Here is an 18,601-nt window from a genome sequence, read left to right on the forward strand (position 1 = left end):
CTACATGTATGAAAAAGTATTTCCACTTCATTTGCCTGGTGATGGTACTGTCCATCACCAGCTTCTCCCCGGCCTGGTCACAGGCCATCCGCGGACGCGTACTCAACAGTGAGAACCTCGAAAAGCTGACTAATGTGTCTATAGTTGTCAGCGGCTCCAACAAAGGTACCGTTACCAATATCGACGGGGAGTTCAGCCTGGTCGCCGATAAGCTGCCCGTAACCATCGTGGTGAGTATGGTCGGCTATGTACAGGTGATCATGACCATCAGCGACTCCAGCCCGGTCGATATTGCCCTTATACCGCAGCATGCACTTGGTGCGGAGGTGATCGTTTCTGCTAACCGCACTCCCTCCCGCATGATGGAAAGTGCTGTTTCCATTGAGCGTTTTGGCAACTCACAGATCCACAGGTCACCCGCTTCTTCCTACTATGATATTGCCGGCTGGCAGAAAGGTGTTGACATCACTACCTCCAGCCTCACATTCAAAACCATCAGTACCCGCGGATTCAACGCGAGTGGCAGTCCACGCGTGAACCAGCTCGTTGATGGAATGGACAACCAGGCACCTGCCCTGAACTTCTTTGTCGGCAGCTTTGCCGGTCCAACCGATCTCGATATTGACAATGTAGAGATCCTGCCGGGGGCATCTTCTGCCTTGTACGGACCGGGTGGCATGAATGGGACCATCCTGATCACCAGCAAGGACCCGTTTCAATACCCCGGACTGAGTGTACAGGTTCGGCAGGGATTGATGCACGTGGATAAACGCCAGCGCGATAAAGCGGCCAGCCTGTACGACTACAGTATGCGTTGGGCAAAATCGTGGCGGAACAAATGGGGCATCCGTTTAAGCGGCCAGTACATCTCCGGAACCGACTGGCTGGCAACTGACAGTTCCAACTACCAGGGTGCGGGTGCCACAGGTAAACTGATCGCCGGTAACCGCCAGTCTGATCCCAATTATAATGGCGTAAACGTTTATGGCGATGAAACCTCCGTTGACCTGCGCTTATTCATGGCATCCGTACTTCCTCCGGGCCATCCCCTGCTTCAGAATCCAATGATGGTATCCCGCACCGGTTATGAAGAGCGTGACCTCATTGATCCGACAACAAAAAATCTCAGGTTGTCAGGAGCCGTACATTATCGCCTCACGCCGAAGCTGGAAGCGATTATGCTGGCCAACTGGTCGAAGGGTAACACGGTTTATTCCAGCAATAACCGCTATGCTTTGAAAGGAATCAATATCGCGCAATACAAAGTTGAACTGAAGCACAACGACTGGTTCCTGCGCAGCTTTACGACACAGGAAAATGCAGGTGAAGCATATTCCGCCAATGTGACTGCGCAATATATGAACGAAGCCTGGAAGCCAAGTTTCAACCCGGCAGATATAGGAGGAAGCTGGTACCCGCAGTACACAGGGGCATTCCTGACAGCGCTGAATTCAGGGGCAGGTGTCGCAGACGCACACCGTGCCGCAAGAGCTTATGCCGATCGTGAAATGCCGCTTCCCGGCAGCGAGGAATTCGGGAAGATCTTCGGCCAGGTAAGGAATACACCCATTCCGCAGGGCGGACTATTCAAAGAGAAATCACAACTATGGATGACCGAAGGCCAGTACAATTTCTCCCGCCTCGTAAAGTTTGCCGACATCATTATTGGTGGCAACTGGAAACGGTATATCCTGAACAGCAGCGGCACACTCTTCATAGATACAGCGAATGCCATTACCATCAATGAATTCGGTGCCTATGCGCAGGTCTCCAAAGACATCCTGAACAAGCGGCTTAACCTGTCAGCATCCGGCCGCTATGATAAGAATGAAGATTTCGATCCGAAGTTCACTCCAAGGTTTACGGCGCTGGTACGGGTGGCAAAGGACAACAACCTGCGACTGTCTTACCAGACTGCGTACCGGTTCCCTTCAACCCAACAGAAGTATATCCGTCTTGATGTGGGCGCATATACACTGCTGGGCGGACTACCCTGGGTGCAGCAATTCATGAATGTAAAGGAAAGCCCGGTGTATGAAATGAAAGGAAGTTCAGTGTCTTCACAACCATATACTTTCACCAACCTGAAGCCTGAGAACTGCAAGTCATTTGAAGTGGGATACAAGGCGCTGATCCGTTCAAAGCTGCTGGTAGATGCATATGCCTACTGGGCAAAGTATGAAAACTTCCTGGGAAGGAATGTATTGTACCAGCCATCCAGCGCACAGGTTTATTCCGTAGTGGTAAACAGCGTCAACAAAGTGAACACATCCGGCTATGGTATTGGCCTGCAGTACCGGCCCGACAAGAGAAACAGCTTCTTCCTGAATGCCTATTCAGACAGGCTGAGCAGTGTCGACAGTGGATTCATCGCGTTTTTCAATACGCCGAAATACAGGCTCAACGCAGGTTACAACAACAACGGCATTGGTCGTTCCGCAAGGTTTGGTTTCGGTGTCAACATTCACTGGCAGGATGCGTTCTTCTTTGAAGGAGAAATGGCGAGCGGCCCGATCAGGTCATTTACCACACTGGATGCATTGGTATCATATAAATTACCCGGACTCAAAGGACTGGTCAAACTTGGTGCAAACAATCTCACCAATCATTATTACCGTAATGCGTATGGAAGTCCTGAGATCGGGGGAATCTATTATGTCAGTCTTGCACTTGGCGTACTATGACTGCATCCGCTGTTTCATGGATTCGTAAAGGATCATGCCGGCTGCAACGGAAACATTAAGCGATTCAAATTTCCCGGCCATCGGTATCCGGAAAACCGTATCTGCTGTTTTCATCAGCGCAGGATAAATGCCTTTTTCCTCGCTTCCCATGATGATGGCGGCAGGATCTCTGAAGTCACAATCAAATATGCTGGTTTCGGCGGTCATCTCGCTGGCAAAGACCCTGATGCCGTTAAGATGGAGGGTGTCGACAGCTTTCATCAGGCTGTTAACGCGGCAGACGGCAATCTTTTCCAGTGCACCGGCAGAGGTAAGTATGGCGTCCTCATTGAGGGCGCCTACGCCTTTATCGGGGATCAGGATCGCGTGAACCCCGCAGCAGTAGGCGGTGCGGGCAATAGCGCCGATATTCCGGATGTCTGTGACGCCATCGAGGATCAGTAGCAATGGACTTTCACCTTTCTCCACAACGTGCGACAACACATCCTGGAGGTCCTGGTACTGGATCTTTGCAACCAGGGCAACACAGCCTTCATGATCGGTGATGTTGAAACCGTTCAGTTTCTCAACAGGCACTTTGTTGATGGGCACCTGGTGAAGGGCAGCCAGCTTCTTTACTTCCTCGATCTCCGGTCCATGTACCGTTTGAACGAGGTAGATCCTTTCCAGCTGCTTACCTTCTTTAAGTGCTGAAATAACTTTCTGACGGCCTATAACGAGCGAACTTTTTTTGGGCCTTGACTGCGGCTGCTGACGGAACGATTTCATCGTGCAAAAATAGCGACAAAAAAAAATGCCACCTAAAAGGTGGCACTTTGTTATTTGATATTGAAAGCTTTTTTCACTTTCGGAACATAATCCAGTTTTTCCCAGGTGAAGAGTTCCACCTTCTTTTTGATGACTTTACCATCGGGGGACCTGAATTCTTTCTCAACAGTTTCAGACTTGCGGCCCATGTGACCGTAAGCAGCTGTTTCAGAATAGATGGGGCTGCGAAGCTTCAGGCGCTGCTCGATGAAATAAGGACGCATGTCGAAGATACCTTCTACGATCTTTGCGATCTGACCGTCAGACTTATCCACTTTTGCCGTGCCATGCGTGTTAATGTAGATGCCCATTGGCTGAGCAACACCGATGGCATAAGAAACCTGTACCAGCACTTCATCACAAACACCTGCAGCAACCAGGTTCTTGGCAATGTGACGCGTAGCGTATGCCGCAGAACGGTCAACCTTGGAAGGATCTTTTCCGCTGAATGCACCACCACCGTGAGCACCTTTACCACCGTAAGTATCCACGATGATCTTGCGGCCTGTAAGCCCGGTGTCACCGTGCGGACCACCGATCACGAATTTACCTGTCGGGTTGATATGGTATTTTATCTTGTCGTTGAACAGTTTCGCGTACTTCTTATACTTTGACTTGATGCGCGGGATCAGGATCTCGATAACGTCCTTCTTGATCTTCGCCAGCATTTTTGGTTCTGTGTCAAAATCATCGTGCTGGGTAGAGATAACGATCGCGTCTATACGAACAGGATTGTTATTATCGTCATACTCGAGCGTTACCTGGCTCTTGGCATCAGGACGCAGGTACTTGATCTGCTTGTTCTCCCTTCTGAGTGCAGCAAGTTCCTGCAGCAGCTTATGGGCGAGATCCAGTGCCAAAGGCATATAATCTTCCGTTTCGTTGGTAGCGTAACCAAACATCATTCCCTGGTCACCAGCACCCTGGTCTTCTTTCTTCTTCTTATCCACGCCCTGGTTAATGTCAGCGCTCTGTTCATGGATGGCAGAAAACACACCACATGAATTTGCTTCAAACATATATTCACTCTTGGTGTAACCAATCTTCCTGATCACTCCGCGGGCAATTTCCTGAACGTCGAGGTAAGCCTTTGATTTCACTTCACCTGCGAGTACCACCTGGCCGGTAGTAACCAATGTTTCACAGGCAACTTTTGAATTGGGATCGAAAGCAAGAAAGTTATCAATCAGCGCGTCTGAAATCTGGTCGGCCACTTTATCCGGATGTCCTTCAGAAACACTTTCTGATGTAAACAAATAAGGCATGAAGTTCTGATTTTAAAATTCGGGGCAAATATATGCCTGCCGGTTAAATTTTAGAATAAATAATATACAACCGCAGCTTTTTAACAGGGTTGGCTCCGCCTGCTACAATCACGCGTCCTTTTGTCAGCGGGCTGTTGATGGTCATTGGCACTGCCGTACTTGTTGAATAAGACAGGTATGGTGTAGTTCTGTATGGTGCATACAGCCTGAGCGCATAATTTTTCTCTTTTCTAGTCACGATTCCCTGCACGTAGCGGGAAAGATCGAACTCGTATCTGCCGTTTGCCAGGAAACCGCCGAACTGCGCGGGGGTATAATATAATGGCGCAGCATTCTGGTTGAACGGAAATGAATTCGGGATGGTGAGGTATTTGTTTGCTGCACTGTCGACCGCATCAAGAAACAGCAGCGACGGTTCAGTAAACAATTTATCATCAGTTCCTTCAAGGCGGTCAGTCGTCAGTACAGCCTTATATATCAGTCCGTTCGCGAGTCCTGACAGTCCGGGGATCTTCAGCAGGGCATAAGAACCCGGTGAGGTCTGCAGGTACAGTTGCTCCTGGTTCGTTGTACCATTAACCAGCTGGTTGCCATAAGGTGTACCAGTCGGATCGCGGCTAACCAGGTTCGCGTTGGCATAGGTACGGAAAACAAAGTCAGTTACCACTGTATCCACCTTGCCGTTAAAGATCCTGCGGTAATGGAAAGTAAGCTTTGTGCCGGCGTCTGCCAGGTTGAAATACGACAGTGCACGCCTTACGGGTGAGGAAGCATCCATCCGGATAGCGAAACCGGTCACGTTCTCGCGGTACGTGGTATCATTCCGGTACCGTGCCGTATCCATATTCATGAGCTTCAGGCCATAACTGTTTGAAATGGGCACCCGGAGTTCATTTACCGTTTTCACCGTATCCTTTACCCTGATGTAGGTGAGGCTGTCATTAAGTGTAGTGAATAAGATATTATTCTTTTCCCCGATCAGGGTGTTGGCAGCAAAGGGCTGGTGACTGATGAGATAACCGAGCGAGGAGTCCCTGAATTCAGTTCCGGGATCAACTTCAAAAACTTTGAGCGACTGAACAGAATTGGTATCGCCATACACAGCGGAATAACGCAGTGCGAGAATAACGGAGTCCAGCCCTACAATACTGTCAGGCAGTTTCCCGAAAGGATAGCCTTTTGACTGTGGATTCATCCGCACATAGATCTCACCGGTAGTTTTGCCGAAGGTGGGATCTTCCATTAGACCAAGCACATGGTCAACGTTATACGTCATCCGCGTGCTGTCGGGAAGGGAATAAAATTCTGAAGTTACTTCCAGGGTAGTGTCAAAAACGGTAACGTTATCAACAGACGGGATCAGTTCATTACCGATCTCGGTAGTTCTGATTTTGGTACAGGAAGAAATGTAAAGGATAATAGCAATGGAAAGGCTATAAAGAAGTTTCTTCACAAACAAACCGGTTAATTAGTCTAAAATGTTATGAGCCGAAAAACTACTTGGCAAGGTCGGCATACAGTTGTAAATAGTCTGTTAAATCAGACTCTGCATTAAAAGCCAGCACTTTTTTCCCTTTCACTTTTGCGAACTCCTCTGCCAGTTTCTTGTCAACCTTATCCGCGCCGAATGTAACTGCATCGGCATAGGTAGCGCCGCCGCGGAACATTGCGGTATTATTAATATCCTTGAATGGTTCCAGGTCTTTCTCCTTGATGTTTGCATGGATGATTGCCTGCTTCAGGAAATCGGTACCAAGCTTTTCCTTGAAGGTATTCTGGCCGATAGTGTAAACAACCTTACTATGACCAAAGACAGGTTCCTTCTTATAGGCAGTCTTCAGGTAAAGGGGAATCAGGCTTGTCATCCATCCGCTGCAATGAATGATGTCAGGAGGCCAGCCAAATTTCTTTACTGTTTCCAGTGCGCCCTTGCAAAAGAAAATGGTGCGCAGGCTGTTGTCATCAAACCATTCTTCCTTGTCGTCATGGAAAACAAATTTCCTTTTGAAGAGGTCTTCATTGTCGAGGAAATAAACCTGGAGCCTTGCATTAGGTAATGATGCCACTTTGATCTGCAACGGGAAATCATCATTGTCTACTGACACATTGATCCCGGATAACCGAACCACTTCATGTAAACGGTGACGGCGTTCATTGATAGTCCCAAAACGAGGCATAATGCAACGCACTTCAAAACCATTGTCATTCGATTTGATCGCCAGCCTGTTTACAATTTCAGAGAACTCTGTCAGTTCCAGGTAGGGCGACATTTCGTTCGCAATGAATAAAATTCTTTTCTTTGTTGACATTTTATCGGTTACAATTGGTGAAAATGAGCCTGAATTTTCAGTCAATAGGTGTGCAAAGGTAGTATTATTTCCGCGAAAAACCGGATTTACCGCAGTAAAGCCTGCTAAAACACGCATTTAATGATCGTTATCAAACGTGCCTCACTACTAAGGACATACCTTGACGAGGAAACCACTAACAGTTCCCGGGTAGGATTCGTGCCTACTATGGGCGCCCTTCACGAAGGGCATCTCTCGCTTATTGAAGGAGCAAAGAAAGAAAATGCCATCGTCGTATGTAGTATTTTCGTCAACCCGACACAGTTCAATGACCCGAAAGACTTTGAAAAATACCCCATCACTATAGAGGCAGATATTGAATTGCTGGAGAAAGCGGGTGTACACGTGTTGTTCCTGCCTTCAGTAACGGAGATCTATCCTAACGGTACGGGACAGCTTCCCTCCTACGACCTCGGGTACCTGGAGACAGTGCTGGAAGGAAAATACCGGCCGGGTCATTTCCAGGGCGTATGCCAGGTGATGGACCGGCTCATGCAACTGGTAAAGCCGGATAACCTTTACATGGGTCAGAAAGATTACCAGCAATGTATGGTTGTCAAAAAACTGATCCAGCTTACGGGTATTAAAGTAAACTTACATACATGCATAACCCTGCGGGAAACGGACGGACTGGCCATGAGCAGCAGGAACCGCAGGCTGAATGCGGAAGAAAGGCAGAAAGCAGTGATCGTGTCCGGTGTGCTGGACAGGATCCGGAAAACGGTACAGCCGGGTCCGCTTGAACCAATTGTTTCGGCAGCCGAACAAGCGCTGAAGGAAAATGGTTTTAAGGTAGACTATGTAGCCGTTGCCGATGCCGACAGCCTGGAGTTGCCGGATGAATGGGATGGCAGTCGTCCGCTGGTTACACTGGCAGCCGTGTACCTGAATGAAGTGAGGCTGATCGATAATATGTTAATCCCTTAGTATTTATGGTAGAAAGTCCTACCTTGCGAACCGTTCTAAAAAAAGATCAATTCAATCTTATGGATATTGAAATCTTAAAGTCAAAGGTACACCGTGCCGTGATCACGGAAGCCAACCTGCATTACATTGGAAGTCTTACCCTCGACGAGAACCTGATGGAAGCGGCGAACATGATTGAATATGAAAAGATCCAGGTGGTGAATGTCAACACCGGTTCACGTATTGAAACCTACCTGATCAAAGGAAAACGCGGGTCCGGCGTTTGCTGTTTAAATGGACCGGCCGCCCGCCTTGGCGCTGCCGGGGATATCGTTATCATTATTTCTTATGCCCGGATGGATTTTGAACAAGCAAAGTCCTTTCAGCCATGGGTAGTATTTCCAAAGGAAGGAAACACTTTATAAGCTAGTCTATGAATAAAAGGATCGCCAGCCTGTTGCAATATTTGTTTTTCCTCGGGTTGGGGATCTTTTTGGTTTGGTGGAGCCTGGGAAAAATCGAATCGGATCAGTGGGAACAAATGAAGGCTGCGCTGAAAGGCGCCGACTATTGGCCCATGGTTCCCGTTACCCTTGCGCTCCTCGTCAGTCATTTCAGCAGGGCAGTAAGGTGGAAGATCCTGATGGAGCCCCTTGGTTACAAACCATCACTTACCAATACTTACCTCGCTGTTCTTATCGGCTACCTGGCCAACCTGCTGGTGCCCAGGCTGGGTGAAGTGCTGAAGTGTACCCTGCTGGCCCGGTATGAAAAGGTTCCTGCCGACAAACTGATCGGAACCATTGTTGCGGAACGCGCCTTCGACCTCATCTGCCTCATCATTGTATTTGCGATCACGATCGTTTCCCAGATCGATATCATCGGCGAATTTGCGATGGAGATGCTGAACAAACTGTTTACCGGCGGTACCGGTGAGTTCAACTATAACCGACTGCTGATCTTTGCAGCAATTGTGCTGGTGATCGGAACAGGCAGCTGGTACGCCCTGCAGAAATTCAGCCACATCGGGTTCATTAATAAACTCCGCGTAATCGGGAAGGGAATCTGGGAAGGACTTACCAGTGTGAGATACGTAAAGAACAAAGGTTGGTTCTTCTTTCACACTGCATTGATCTGGTTTCTTTACCTGGCCAGCATAAGGCTCGGATTTCTTGCCCTGACAGAAACAAGTTTTTATGGTTGGCTGCCAGCTTTCTCGGTGCTGAGCCTGGGCAGTGTAGGCATGATCGTTACCCAGGGCGGTGTAGGTGCCTACCCGATTTTAGTGCAGGAAACTATGATGCTTTACGGGCTGAATGAGATCATCGCGAAAGCTTTCGGCTGGATCCTCTGGCTCGCCCAATTCTTCCTGGTTATCGTCGCAGGTGGCGCAGCATTTTTCCTGTTTCCCCTCCTGAACAGGAAAAAGAAAGAGTCGCCGCACATGGCATAATTGTTTTATCCGACCTTCGTACCAAATGCGACAAGATGAGAAATCCTGCTATCATCCCGAAGAAGATCTATAAGTTGAACGAACTTATCCATGCAGTGGAAGTCTGGAAATTCCTGGGTAAGAAAATCTCTTTCACCAACGGAGTTTTCGACATTCTTCACCAGGGTCATATCTATTCATTGTCGCAGGCTGCCGAAGAAGGTGATATCCTGATCGTTGGCGTCAATTCCGATGCTTCGGTGAGGCGGCTGGGCAAGGGTCCCGAACGCCCCATCAATGACCAGAACAGCAGGGCACTGGTACTGGCATCGCTGATCATGGTTGATGCCGTAATCATCTTTGATGAGGATACGCCATTCCAGGTCATCACGGCAATTCTTCCCGACGTAATTGTGAAAGGTGGCGACTACCGGGTTGAGCAGGTAGTGGGTCACCGGGAGGTAATGGAGAACGGTGGACGCGTGGTGATCAACCAGATCGTGGAAGGTTTTTCTACCACATCTATCGTGGCACGGATGCAGTCGATGAAGAAGTAAAATCAGCGCGGCGATGGACTGCGGTAATAAATCTCCCGTCGGGAAATACTGCGTAAGCGTTTGTTCTTTTTGCCGGCTGCCGAATAGGTTGCATCATAGATCTTCTGTTCCGTCCAGTTCCCGTTCTTATCGTAGGTGTAATGAAACTCTTTTTCGTGCAGTGAGCCGTCGGGCCAGGTTGCGGCTGCATAAATGATATCGCCTTTACTGTTATACCGGAATGCGGGGTCGTGAAACCGGTGGGCATCCCGGAAACTGATCTTCAGGGTGTCCTTTGACATCATAGTTCCCGCTGCATTATGAACGAATACCACAGCTTTATTTTCTTCCGGGAGATAGGTAGCTTTTTCCAATCCCATCATACTTCCAACGGGTTCGAATAAACGAAGTTCTTCAGGCAAACCAAGGTTGTTATTCGAAAGCCTTACTTCCGACAAGGGCACATTCGAAGAATCGTAATAGCAGATCAGCACGGGGCTGCGGGAATTGTCGTAATGGTATTCTGTTCTTACTTTTTTGACGGGAAACTTCGGTTCGTATTCTGCGATGCGCGTTTCAAGCAGCACCCGCTTCACCGTATCATAACTAAACCGGTAAATGGAAGAAACTTTTCCCGGCACATTGTAGAACCAGGTTGCAGACGGCAGTCCATGCCTATCATACTCCGTTACCTCCTTTGTCGCCTGCTTTCCAGGTGAACCATAATGAACTGTCTTTTTGATGATCTTGTAAGCTGAGCCCGAATGAAGGTCGCGCTCCTCATTTAAATGAAGCGTTGTATAAATACTCTGTCCCGAAACACCGGTAGCGAAAATTAATAAGCAAAGCAGTACAGCTGGTCGACTCAAAATGGAAAATTAAAAAGTAGAACTGCTGGTGCAAATAATATACCAGTACGACCCACATTCATTTCCCTATCGATACATTTTCTCAACTTCCTTGACAATAAGTTCTATCTCCCGGTCTTCGTTAGCCGCATCGTAGGGTTGTTTGAGGCTGCTGCCAAAGAAGAAGGCGACAGTCTGCCAGAACCTGGCGGAGATTCCTCCCTTATATTCTTTTACCAGCTCGTAGCAGTTGTTGCCGGTTTGCCGGTTGATCAGCTTCATGAGCACGCGACCCTGGTAAACGGAAAGTTTGGTGAGCGGTTCCGTGAATTCTTTTTTCAGGTCCTTCTCGCGACTATTGATATATTTCTTGCGGTCCTTCGACGACATGGAGACGACCCTTGAATTAATATCATTAATGATGACACCGGCTTTCCGTGCGTATGGATAGGTAACATAAACCGCGTTGCGAAGCCGGGTCCATTTTTCGTACCGCTTGCGCATTGCCGGGGACATTGGCGCACTTACGAAAAAGTAATCCAGGGTGCCTGAAGGCAGGGTATCGCCACGAAATACATGGATGGGAACAAGAATGGTATCATAAGGTCCGAACCTGGGATCCTGGGGAGCCTTTGGGATCACCGGCGCAGGAGTCTGCGCCATGGCGGTCGCGCCTGCAATCAGCAGCCCGACAATGAAAATCAGCCGGAAAAATGATATGTTCTTTTCTTGCATGTGTCAGCTCCCAGTACTTAATGCATCTTAAGACATGTTTGTAACCCAAAAAGCTGTTAGTGGATTCCTAAATTTTATGCGGCCTGTTTCTGTTTATTAATAGCTTTCAGCCTGCCCTGCCTGCTCCGGTAAACCACACTCATGCCGAAGCCAACGGTCATCAGGATAATTCCGATCCAGAGTATATTGATGTGCGGGAATTCATACACTTTCAATGAAATAAAAGGCACCATCCTGCTGCTTTCCTTCACCTGCAGTTCTATCTGCTGGTTCTCAAGCACCCGGCTGAACCCGAGGGCAATGTTCTGCGCAAAAACCGTATCCAGCATATACCTGGCTTCATTGTCCTTCACATAAAATACAGGACGGGCAGCATATTGGGTTCCTTCTTTTGAAAAGACGGTGATATCTGCCATCAGGGCTGTATCGGTCGGACTGAACTGGTATTTATCGTTCGATGGGTTAGGCACCACTTTATTAAGGATAAAGAATCCGTTTGAATAGTACACGGTATCATTCACCTTCAGGCTATGGTTCACAAACTGCGTGGTATCCTCGCGATTGTCCATATTATCAGCGTAAGTAATATAGCTGAAAATATCACGGTTCCAGTAGTGACGCGAATCGGGGTTATTGGAAAATCCTTCCTGCCCTTTCGTATTGCGGATGAGGTTGGGATAGAGTGTAAAACTTTCACTGCTGTCCTTCTTCATCATATCAACGCGATAGTAGCTGATGGTTCCACTTTTGCTGGTGGAATCGCTGTTCTGGTAAGTTGCCCAGTACGCGCCCATATCGGTTGCCAGTCCCTTGATCAGCGTCAGGTTCTCCAGCGGCTTTTCTTTTGACCTTTCATCGAACTTCAAGTTGATGCCCGTGGTATTATGGGAGAGCACTTTCCTGTTGGATGCCGAGATGAGAATTCCCACCAGCGATAAGCCGAAACCAACGTGAGCGATTGAGGCACCTGCAGCCTTCAGCTTGCCCTGCAGCCCGGCCCAGATATAGGCAGCGTTTGCTACAACGGCATACACACTCGCAAAGAATGCCAGGTAAATGGCAGCCTGGAAGCCCGGGCCTTTTTTATCGTATTCCAGTCCGCTTACCACGAAGAATGTAACGGTTATTGCGGCAGTGATAACTGTTGGAACCAGGATCTTTTTGATCCACTGTTCCTTTGTTGATTTTTTATACTTGAGGTATTGGGTAACCGCAGTAAGCAGGGCAATTACTATTGCCACAAAGACCTGGATCTTGTTGAAAGAAAACTCCACATCTTCCGGTGCTGCGGTCGACTGCCCGGTGATCTTGTTATAAATCGGGTTGAAGGAAGTCTGCCAGGTAATCACTGCAGCACTGAGGAACAGGACCAGCGCGCCGATAAACATCCAGAACTCGCGCGATGAGGTTTCCTCTTCCTTCTTGATATGCGGAATGAATTTAAAGCGGGACGCATAAAGCGCGAATGCCGGCAGAACGAAGATCAGCATGAAGATCAGCAACTGCGTATTCATGCCCAGGTCGGTGAACGCGTGTACGGAGCTGTCGCCCAGCACCCCACTTCTGGTAAGGAAGGTAGAATATAGTACCAGTGAAAAACCAAGAATGAAAAATACGTAGGTAGCCCGGAGCGAATGACCGGTTGCGTTGAAGATCAGCTGTGTGTGGATGCCGGCAACAAGAACCAGCCACGGGACAAGCGAGGCGTTCTCAACCGGGTCCCAGGCCCAGTAGCCACCGAAGGTCAGGGATTCGTATGCCCAGGCGGCACCCATCATGATCCCGAGGCCGAGGATGCCGGCAGAGAACAGGCTCCAGGGAAGCGCCTGCCTTGTCCAGCCACCAAAATCCTTTTTCCAGAGCCCTGCAATCGCAAAAGCAAAAGGCACGATCGTAGAAGCGAAACCAAGAAACAATATTGGCGGGTGAATCACCATCCAGTAATTCTGGAGAAGTTGGTTCAGTCCCTGCCCGTCCTGCATCTGGGCCAGGCTCAGGTAATCAGGGCGTGCAAAAACCGGGGCGTCGGCGAACTTTTCACGAACCAGCAGGAAGGGGTTACTGCCTATAAACACGTCACCGAAATAGAGGCCGATGATCATGGTTGCGAGGCAGATCTGGGCAAAGGAGATCACCGCCATTACCGGCGCTTCCCATTTGCTTCCGCGGGCCATGATCAGCATCCCGATCACGCCATGCCACATGGTCCACAACAGGAAGCTACCCTCCTGTCCTTCCCAGATACAACTCAGCAGGTAGCTGGTATCGAGGGAACGGTTACTGTGGTTCCACGCATAGAAGTATTCAAAATAGTGGGCAGAAATAATGTAATAGAGTGTACCGAAAACGAAGAACACAGACAGGAAGTCGATGCCAAATGAAATTCGGGCGAGTCGTTTCCATCTTTTTTCATCAGCCGGATCAACACTGTTGGCAGCCTTGCTGAATGCGAAGGTTGCAACGAGGGAGGATACGAAGGCAAGCACTATAAAAAAATGTCCCAGTTGCCCGGGCAACAAATGTTCACCGATATAGTTCATGGGTGGGTTAAATTAATTAGCACTCAGATTGTTCCTGTTAGCATTCACGTCATCCTTGTATTTGGATGGGCATTTCATCAGCATTTCCTTGCATTCGAACTTTCCATCTTTCATGCTGCCTTTCAGCACCAGTCTTTCGCTCTTTTCAAAATCGGTAGGTTTTGCATTGTGATAAATGACCAGTGTCGAATGTCCGAGCGTATCGACTGCAGTAAACTGCATATAGTTGGGGTTCTTGATCGGGTCGTAATTTACGGGTTGCGACTTGTCCAGTTTGGCGATCAGGTGCACAAACTTTCCTTCTTTCTGGCGTGCTGAAGCAACTGTATCATAGGTCGTTAGATCGCCCATGAAACTGATCAGGACTGCAATCGCCAGTGCGATGAAAATGAGGATGATAATGTGGGTCTTTTTCATAATGCTGGGGTCTACCGCCGCAAAGTTAGGCCAATTTACTATCCCCCTTTCAAATGTTTCCGGCGGGGCTACGATTTTAACCTGACAACGGTTTGTATTTATTTTGCATCTAAGGATGGCTAACCTAACTTGCGCCCGTTTTCAAATCAGAAACTATGGATCTTTCCCAATATGATGCAAACAGCCTGGGTAACCCGAACTACAATCTTTTCGGTTTACCCACAACTGAATCGGAAGCCCGGCTGGTAATCGTTCCCGTGCCCTGGGAAGTAACAGTAAGCTATAGCGCCGGAACCGCCCGGGCAGCAGAAAATATCCTGAAAGCCAGCCGCCAGGTTGACCTTTATGATTCCGACTACCATAACCTCTGGCGCAGCGGCTTTTACATGCGGGAGGTAGATAAAAAGATTTTGTTAAAAAGTGATTACCTCCGCAAGGAAGCGGAATTGTACATCGACTATATCTCCTCGGGAGAGCAGGTTGAAAAGAACAATTTCATGTGCCGCTCCCTGAAAGAGATCAATGAAGGCAGTCTTTTCCTCAACAACTGGGTGCATACGCAAACCCGTGAGCTGCTCGACAAGGGCAAACTGGTTGCCCTGCTTGGCGGCGACCATAGCACACCCTTTGGTTTCATCAAAGCCCTGACTGAAAAGCATGGCTCTTTCGGTATCCTGCAGATCGACGCACACTGCGATTTACGGAAAGCCTATGAAGATTTCAAATACTCACATGCCAGTATCATGTACAATGTGCTGGAAGAACTTCCCGGCGTTGAAAAGCTGGTGCAGGTGGGAATCCGCGACTACTGCGATGAAGAGGTCGAATACATCCGTGCAAATAATGACCGGGTTGTGACCTTCTTCGACCAGCAGATCCGCGAAAGGCAATACGAAGGCGATACCTGGAGAAATATCGTTGATGATATCATCGCTCAATTACCGCAGAAGGTCTATATCAGTTTTGACATCGACGGGCTGGATCCAAAACTCTGTGGTGATACTGGTACTCCAGTGCCTGGCGGATTTGAAGTGGAGCAGGTTTACTACCTCTTCAAAAAAGTTCATGAAAGCGGCCGGAAGATCATCGCCTTCGACCTTAACGAAGTAGGTGTGGGAAGTACTGACTGGAACGCGAACGTAGGTGCGCGGGTGCTTTTCAAACTTTGTAGCCTGTTAACAGCGAATAATCTCTGACATGGTGTATGAATACGTGGTAACCCTGCAGAACCGGATCGCCAGGCAGGTGGACAGGTTCAGTGTGCTGTTGTGCGGCGCCTCCATGCTGATGTTCCTGCTTGAATACATCAGGTCCACAGAAAAGCGGCTGGTTCACATTATCGGCGTAGCCCTGATCGCCCTGCTGCTGGTAGCTAACCTTTATCGTTCGGTAAAGTTGAAAAAGCCTGTGCATTATAATTATCTGTTATTCATAACTGCATTGGTCTGGGCCAGCATGCCTTTTTATCCCTGGCTGAGCATCCCGTTTCTGATCCTGGGACTGGTTGAACGCCAGGCCAAGAAAAACCTGGAGATCGGCTTCAGCAGCGACAGGATCGTTTTCAACAGCTTTCCGCGGAAACAATACGCCTGGGAAGATTTCGATAATATCGTGCTGCGCGATAACCTCCTGACCCTCGATTTTAATGACAACCGCCTTTTCCAGCGCGAAACCATTGATGAAGAAGGGGATGCAGACGAGGACGAATTCAACCGGTATTGCGCAGAAAAACTTAAATCTGTCAGCGCCTGACCCCCACCCTCGCACAATCGTAGTATCTTTGCTCTCGCAGTTTTTTACTTTTTAATATTTCATTTTGAATTTTACTCAGAGCCCTTTTCTCCTTTATTCAGATGGGAAAGGAAACATATTTGAAGACAATACCCTGTTCGCCACCGGGCGTAGCGGCTGGGATGTTTACCCCGTTCCGGAGGAAGACTGGATCGAACTGCCGAAGGGCGGAAACCTTTACGAGTTACCAGGCCGCCGCGGCATCGGGATCGACGTAAAGACCGGTGAAATGCGGCTCTGCGAAAAGGGCTGGGCTGTGGCAGCATTTATCCCGCCTGCCCACACCGGGCTGTTCCTGGCGGCTTATGAAACTGCCCCGGATGCTCCTACGCTCCCCTTGTTCTGTTATACCGCTGCCGGCTGGGTCGAGGGCAAATTCGTTGTCCCCGCTGTCCGGATCGAATCGGACATCAGGCAGGAATGCGTTGGTTATGACGACCGCATCATTGAGACAGGCGTTTCAAAAATGCTGGAATCATTCCCGCATAACCGGCTTGTGAAACACCTCGCAGATAATTGTTGCAATACTTATCATTGTCCTGCTGCCCGTAACTACTTTATGGGACGATGGGAATGCCCGATCCCCGCATCACCCGCATGTAATGCGAACTGCGTGGGATGCATATCCCTGCAGCCGGATGAAGAGCCGATCGTTTCGACACAGGACAGGCTGACCTTCAGGCCATCGCCGGAAGAGATCGTTGAATACACGGTACCGCACCTGGAATCAGCGCCCTACCCGATCGTCAGCTTCGGCCAGGGATGTGAAGGTGAGCCATTGCTTGTTTGGGAAACCATGCGCGATGCCATTCTCGAGATCAGGAAACATACTGACAAGGGAAGCATCAATGTGAATACGAACGGGTCAAAACCCGATGCTGTGAAAGCGCTTTGTGAAGCGGGACTGAACAGTATCCGCGTGAGTACGAACTCGGCACGCCGGGAAGTATACATGCCTTATTACAGACCTAATAACTACGACTTCGAGGATATCATTGAAAGCCTGAAAATAATGCGCAGTTATGGTGGGTGGACCTCCATCAACTATTTCGTTTTCCCGGGGATGACCGACAGTGTTGAAGAATATGAAGCACTGAGGAAGCTGATCAGGGAAACGGACCTGTGCATGATCCAGTGGCGTAATTTCAATATCGATCCCGACTGGTATCTCGGGAAAATCGGTGTGACCGATACTGGCGAATGTATGGGCGTGAAGCAGTTGATGGAATTGATCAGGGAGGAATTTCCGCATCTTAAATTCGGTTATTACAATCCACCGATGGAAAGAATAAAAGGAAATTTTGAACTGGACTTTGCCCACTGATCAAAGAATAAATAAAAGCCTGTTGACCGGTGCTGCATTGGCAGTACTGGCAACCATTATCTGGAGCGGTAATTTCATTATCGCCAGGAAAGTGATCCACGAGATCCCGCCTGTTGCCCTTGCATTCTTCCGTTGGCTTACGGCATCGCTGATCATGATCCCGATCGGCTGGAAGCAGTTGCGGAAAGACTTCCCGGAGATCAAAAAAAACATGCCGTATTTTTTTTATACGGCACTCACAGGAGTAACTCTCTTCAATACGTTTGTGTATGTTGCCGGGCACTACTCACCGGCAATTAACCTGGCATTGATCGGGACTACTTCCTCGCCCATTATCTCCATCCTGCTTGCGCGGATTTTCCTGGGAGAAAAGGTTACCGCAATGCGCGTGGCAGGACTTACCCTGTGCATTGCCGGTATACTTTACCTTCTCTCGCAGGGAAGCCTGCAGCGACTGATCACACTTCAGTTCGGTAAAGGAGACGCCTGGGTTTTACTTGGTGCTTTCGCCTTTGCCGTTTATAATATCCTCGTCAGGAAAAAGCCACCAACCATTGGGGCCAGTAGTTTCCTGCTTACAGTTTTCTGGATGGGCACACTATTGCTGCTGCCCGCTTACCTCGTTGAATCTGCCGCCGCACCGCCGGTAGTATGGGATGGTTATCTCTTAGGAGTGATCCTCTACCTCGGTCTCGGCACTTCCGTAATTTCATTTTTATGCTGGAACGCTGCCATTGCCCGGTTGGGTGCCGCACGCACTGCCCTGTTTGGCAATCTTATCCCGATTTTCAGCAGTCTCGAAGCCCTGCTGATCCTGCAGGAGAAGATCACCTATATCCACATCATCAGTGGCATTTTGGTTATCACGGGCCTGGTGATTGCCAATATCAGCACGCTGAAGGTGAATAGGTGAATAAGCGAATGGGAAATTTCCTAACAGCTTCCCAAACTTCAGAGCAAATTTTTCG

17 protein-coding genes are annotated in these 18,601 nt (G+C 48.8%); 9 read left to right on the forward strand and 8 right to left on the reverse strand.

From position 1 onward, the window contains the following. Positions 1-8: 8 nt before the first annotated feature. Complete coding sequence (locus OI18_RS09150; protein ID WP_039139180.1) at positions 9-2,684, forward strand: TonB-dependent receptor; 2,676 nt, start codon at positions 9-11, stop codon at positions 2,682-2,684. On the opposite strand, the gene rlmB is transcribed toward OI18_RS09150, so the two are convergent. The 4 genes from rlmB to OI18_RS09170 are packed head-to-tail and all read right to left on the reverse strand — an operon-like array spanning position 2,679 to position 7,065. After that, on the reverse strand, positions 2,679-3,452 hold the full coding sequence (gene rlmB, locus OI18_RS09155) for a 23S rRNA (guanosine(2251)-2'-O)-methyltransferase RlmB (RefSeq protein ID WP_039139188.1): 774 nt from the start codon (positions 3,450-3,452) through the stop codon (positions 2,679-2,681). The genes OI18_RS09150 and rlmB overlap by 6 nt on opposite strands. A gap of 50 nt (positions 3,453-3,502) precedes the next feature. Further along, entirely contained in the window at positions 3,503-4,756 is a 1,254-nt protein-coding gene (metK, locus tag OI18_RS09160; RefSeq protein WP_039139191.1) for a methionine adenosyltransferase, read from the reverse strand. 43 nt (positions 4,757-4,799) lie between these two features. Next, positions 4,800-6,209, reverse strand: coding sequence for a DUF4270 family protein (locus OI18_RS09165; protein ID WP_160290211.1), 1,410 nt, complete (start codon positions 6,207-6,209; stop codon positions 4,800-4,802). Positions 6,210-6,252: 43 nt separating this feature from the next. Beyond that, on the reverse strand, positions 6,253-7,065 hold the full coding sequence (locus tag OI18_RS09170) for a glycogen/starch synthase (RefSeq protein WP_039139304.1): 813 nt from the start codon (positions 7,063-7,065) through the stop codon (positions 6,253-6,255). A 120-nt stretch (positions 7,066-7,185) separates the two neighbouring features. Here OI18_RS09170 and panC point away from each other — a divergent pair, with 120 nt between their 5' ends. Genes panC through rfaE2 form a run of 4 tightly spaced genes read left to right on the forward strand, consistent with a single transcriptional unit; the run spans position 7,186 to position 9,999 of the window. Next, positions 7,186-8,031, forward strand: coding sequence for a pantoate--beta-alanine ligase (gene panC / locus OI18_RS09175; RefSeq protein ID WP_039139196.1), 846 nt, complete (start codon positions 7,186-7,188; stop codon positions 8,029-8,031). Between the two features lie 59 nt (positions 8,032-8,090). Continuing rightward, positions 8,091-8,435, forward strand: a complete 345-nt coding sequence (gene panD / locus OI18_RS09180; RefSeq protein ID WP_039139306.1) for an aspartate 1-decarboxylase — start codon at positions 8,091-8,093, stop codon at positions 8,433-8,435. A gap of 8 nt (positions 8,436-8,443) precedes the next feature. Beyond that, positions 8,444-9,463 (forward strand): lysylphosphatidylglycerol synthase transmembrane domain-containing protein, encoded by a 1,020-nt coding sequence (locus OI18_RS09185; RefSeq protein ID WP_052273020.1) that lies wholly within the window; start codon positions 8,444-8,446, stop codon positions 9,461-9,463. A 35-nt stretch (positions 9,464-9,498) separates the two neighbouring features. Continuing rightward, positions 9,499-9,999 (forward strand): D-glycero-beta-D-manno-heptose 1-phosphate adenylyltransferase, encoded by a 501-nt coding sequence (gene rfaE2 / locus OI18_RS09190; RefSeq protein WP_039139199.1) that lies wholly within the window; start codon positions 9,499-9,501, stop codon positions 9,997-9,999. A gap of 2 nt (positions 10,000-10,001) precedes the next feature. On the opposite strand, the gene OI18_RS09195 is transcribed toward rfaE2, so the two are convergent. The 4 genes from OI18_RS09195 to OI18_RS09210 form a co-directional block, all read right to left on the reverse strand. After that, positions 10,002-10,847, reverse strand: a complete 846-nt coding sequence (locus OI18_RS09195; RefSeq protein WP_039139201.1) for a hypothetical protein — start codon at positions 10,845-10,847, stop codon at positions 10,002-10,004. 66 nt (positions 10,848-10,913) lie between these two features. Next, positions 10,914-11,561 (reverse strand): DUF4294 domain-containing protein, encoded by a 648-nt coding sequence (locus OI18_RS09200; protein ID WP_039139203.1) that lies wholly within the window; start codon positions 11,559-11,561, stop codon positions 10,914-10,916. Positions 11,562-11,635: 74 nt separating this feature from the next. Continuing rightward, entirely contained in the window at positions 11,636-14,101 is a 2,466-nt protein-coding gene (gene ccsA / locus OI18_RS09205) for a cytochrome c biogenesis protein CcsA (RefSeq protein WP_039139205.1), read from the reverse strand. 12 nt (positions 14,102-14,113) lie between these two features. Continuing rightward, positions 14,114-14,518 carry a cytochrome c maturation protein CcmE domain-containing protein gene (locus tag OI18_RS09210; RefSeq protein ID WP_039139207.1) on the reverse strand — a complete coding sequence of 135 codons (405 nt, stop codon included), beginning with the start codon at positions 14,516-14,518 and terminating at the stop codon, positions 14,114-14,116. Positions 14,519-14,673: 155 nt separating this feature from the next. Here OI18_RS09210 and OI18_RS09215 point away from each other — a divergent pair, with 155 nt between their 5' ends. From OI18_RS09215 to OI18_RS09230, 4 genes are all read left to right on the forward strand, one after another. After that, positions 14,674-15,714 (forward strand): agmatinase family protein, encoded by a 1,041-nt coding sequence (locus tag OI18_RS09215; protein WP_039139209.1) that lies wholly within the window; start codon positions 14,674-14,676, stop codon positions 15,712-15,714. 1 nt (position 15,715) lies between these two features. Then, complete coding sequence (locus OI18_RS09220) at positions 15,716-16,270, forward strand: hypothetical protein (RefSeq protein ID WP_039139210.1); 555 nt, start codon at positions 15,716-15,718, stop codon at positions 16,268-16,270. A gap of 64 nt (positions 16,271-16,334) precedes the next feature. Next, entirely contained in the window at positions 16,335-17,633 is a 1,299-nt protein-coding gene (locus OI18_RS09225; protein ID WP_052273021.1) for a radical SAM family protein, read from the forward strand. Beyond that, positions 17,611-18,546, forward strand: coding sequence for a DMT family transporter (locus OI18_RS09230; RefSeq protein WP_082037902.1), 936 nt, complete (start codon positions 17,611-17,613; stop codon positions 18,544-18,546). The genes OI18_RS09225 and OI18_RS09230 overlap by 23 nt, the downstream gene beginning before the upstream one ends. Positions 18,547-18,601 lie beyond the last annotated feature (55 nt).

The organism is Flavihumibacter solisilvae (genome assembly GCF_000814475.1).
Lineage (GTDB): Bacteria > Bacteroidota > Bacteroidia > Chitinophagales > Chitinophagaceae > Flavihumibacter > Flavihumibacter solisilvae.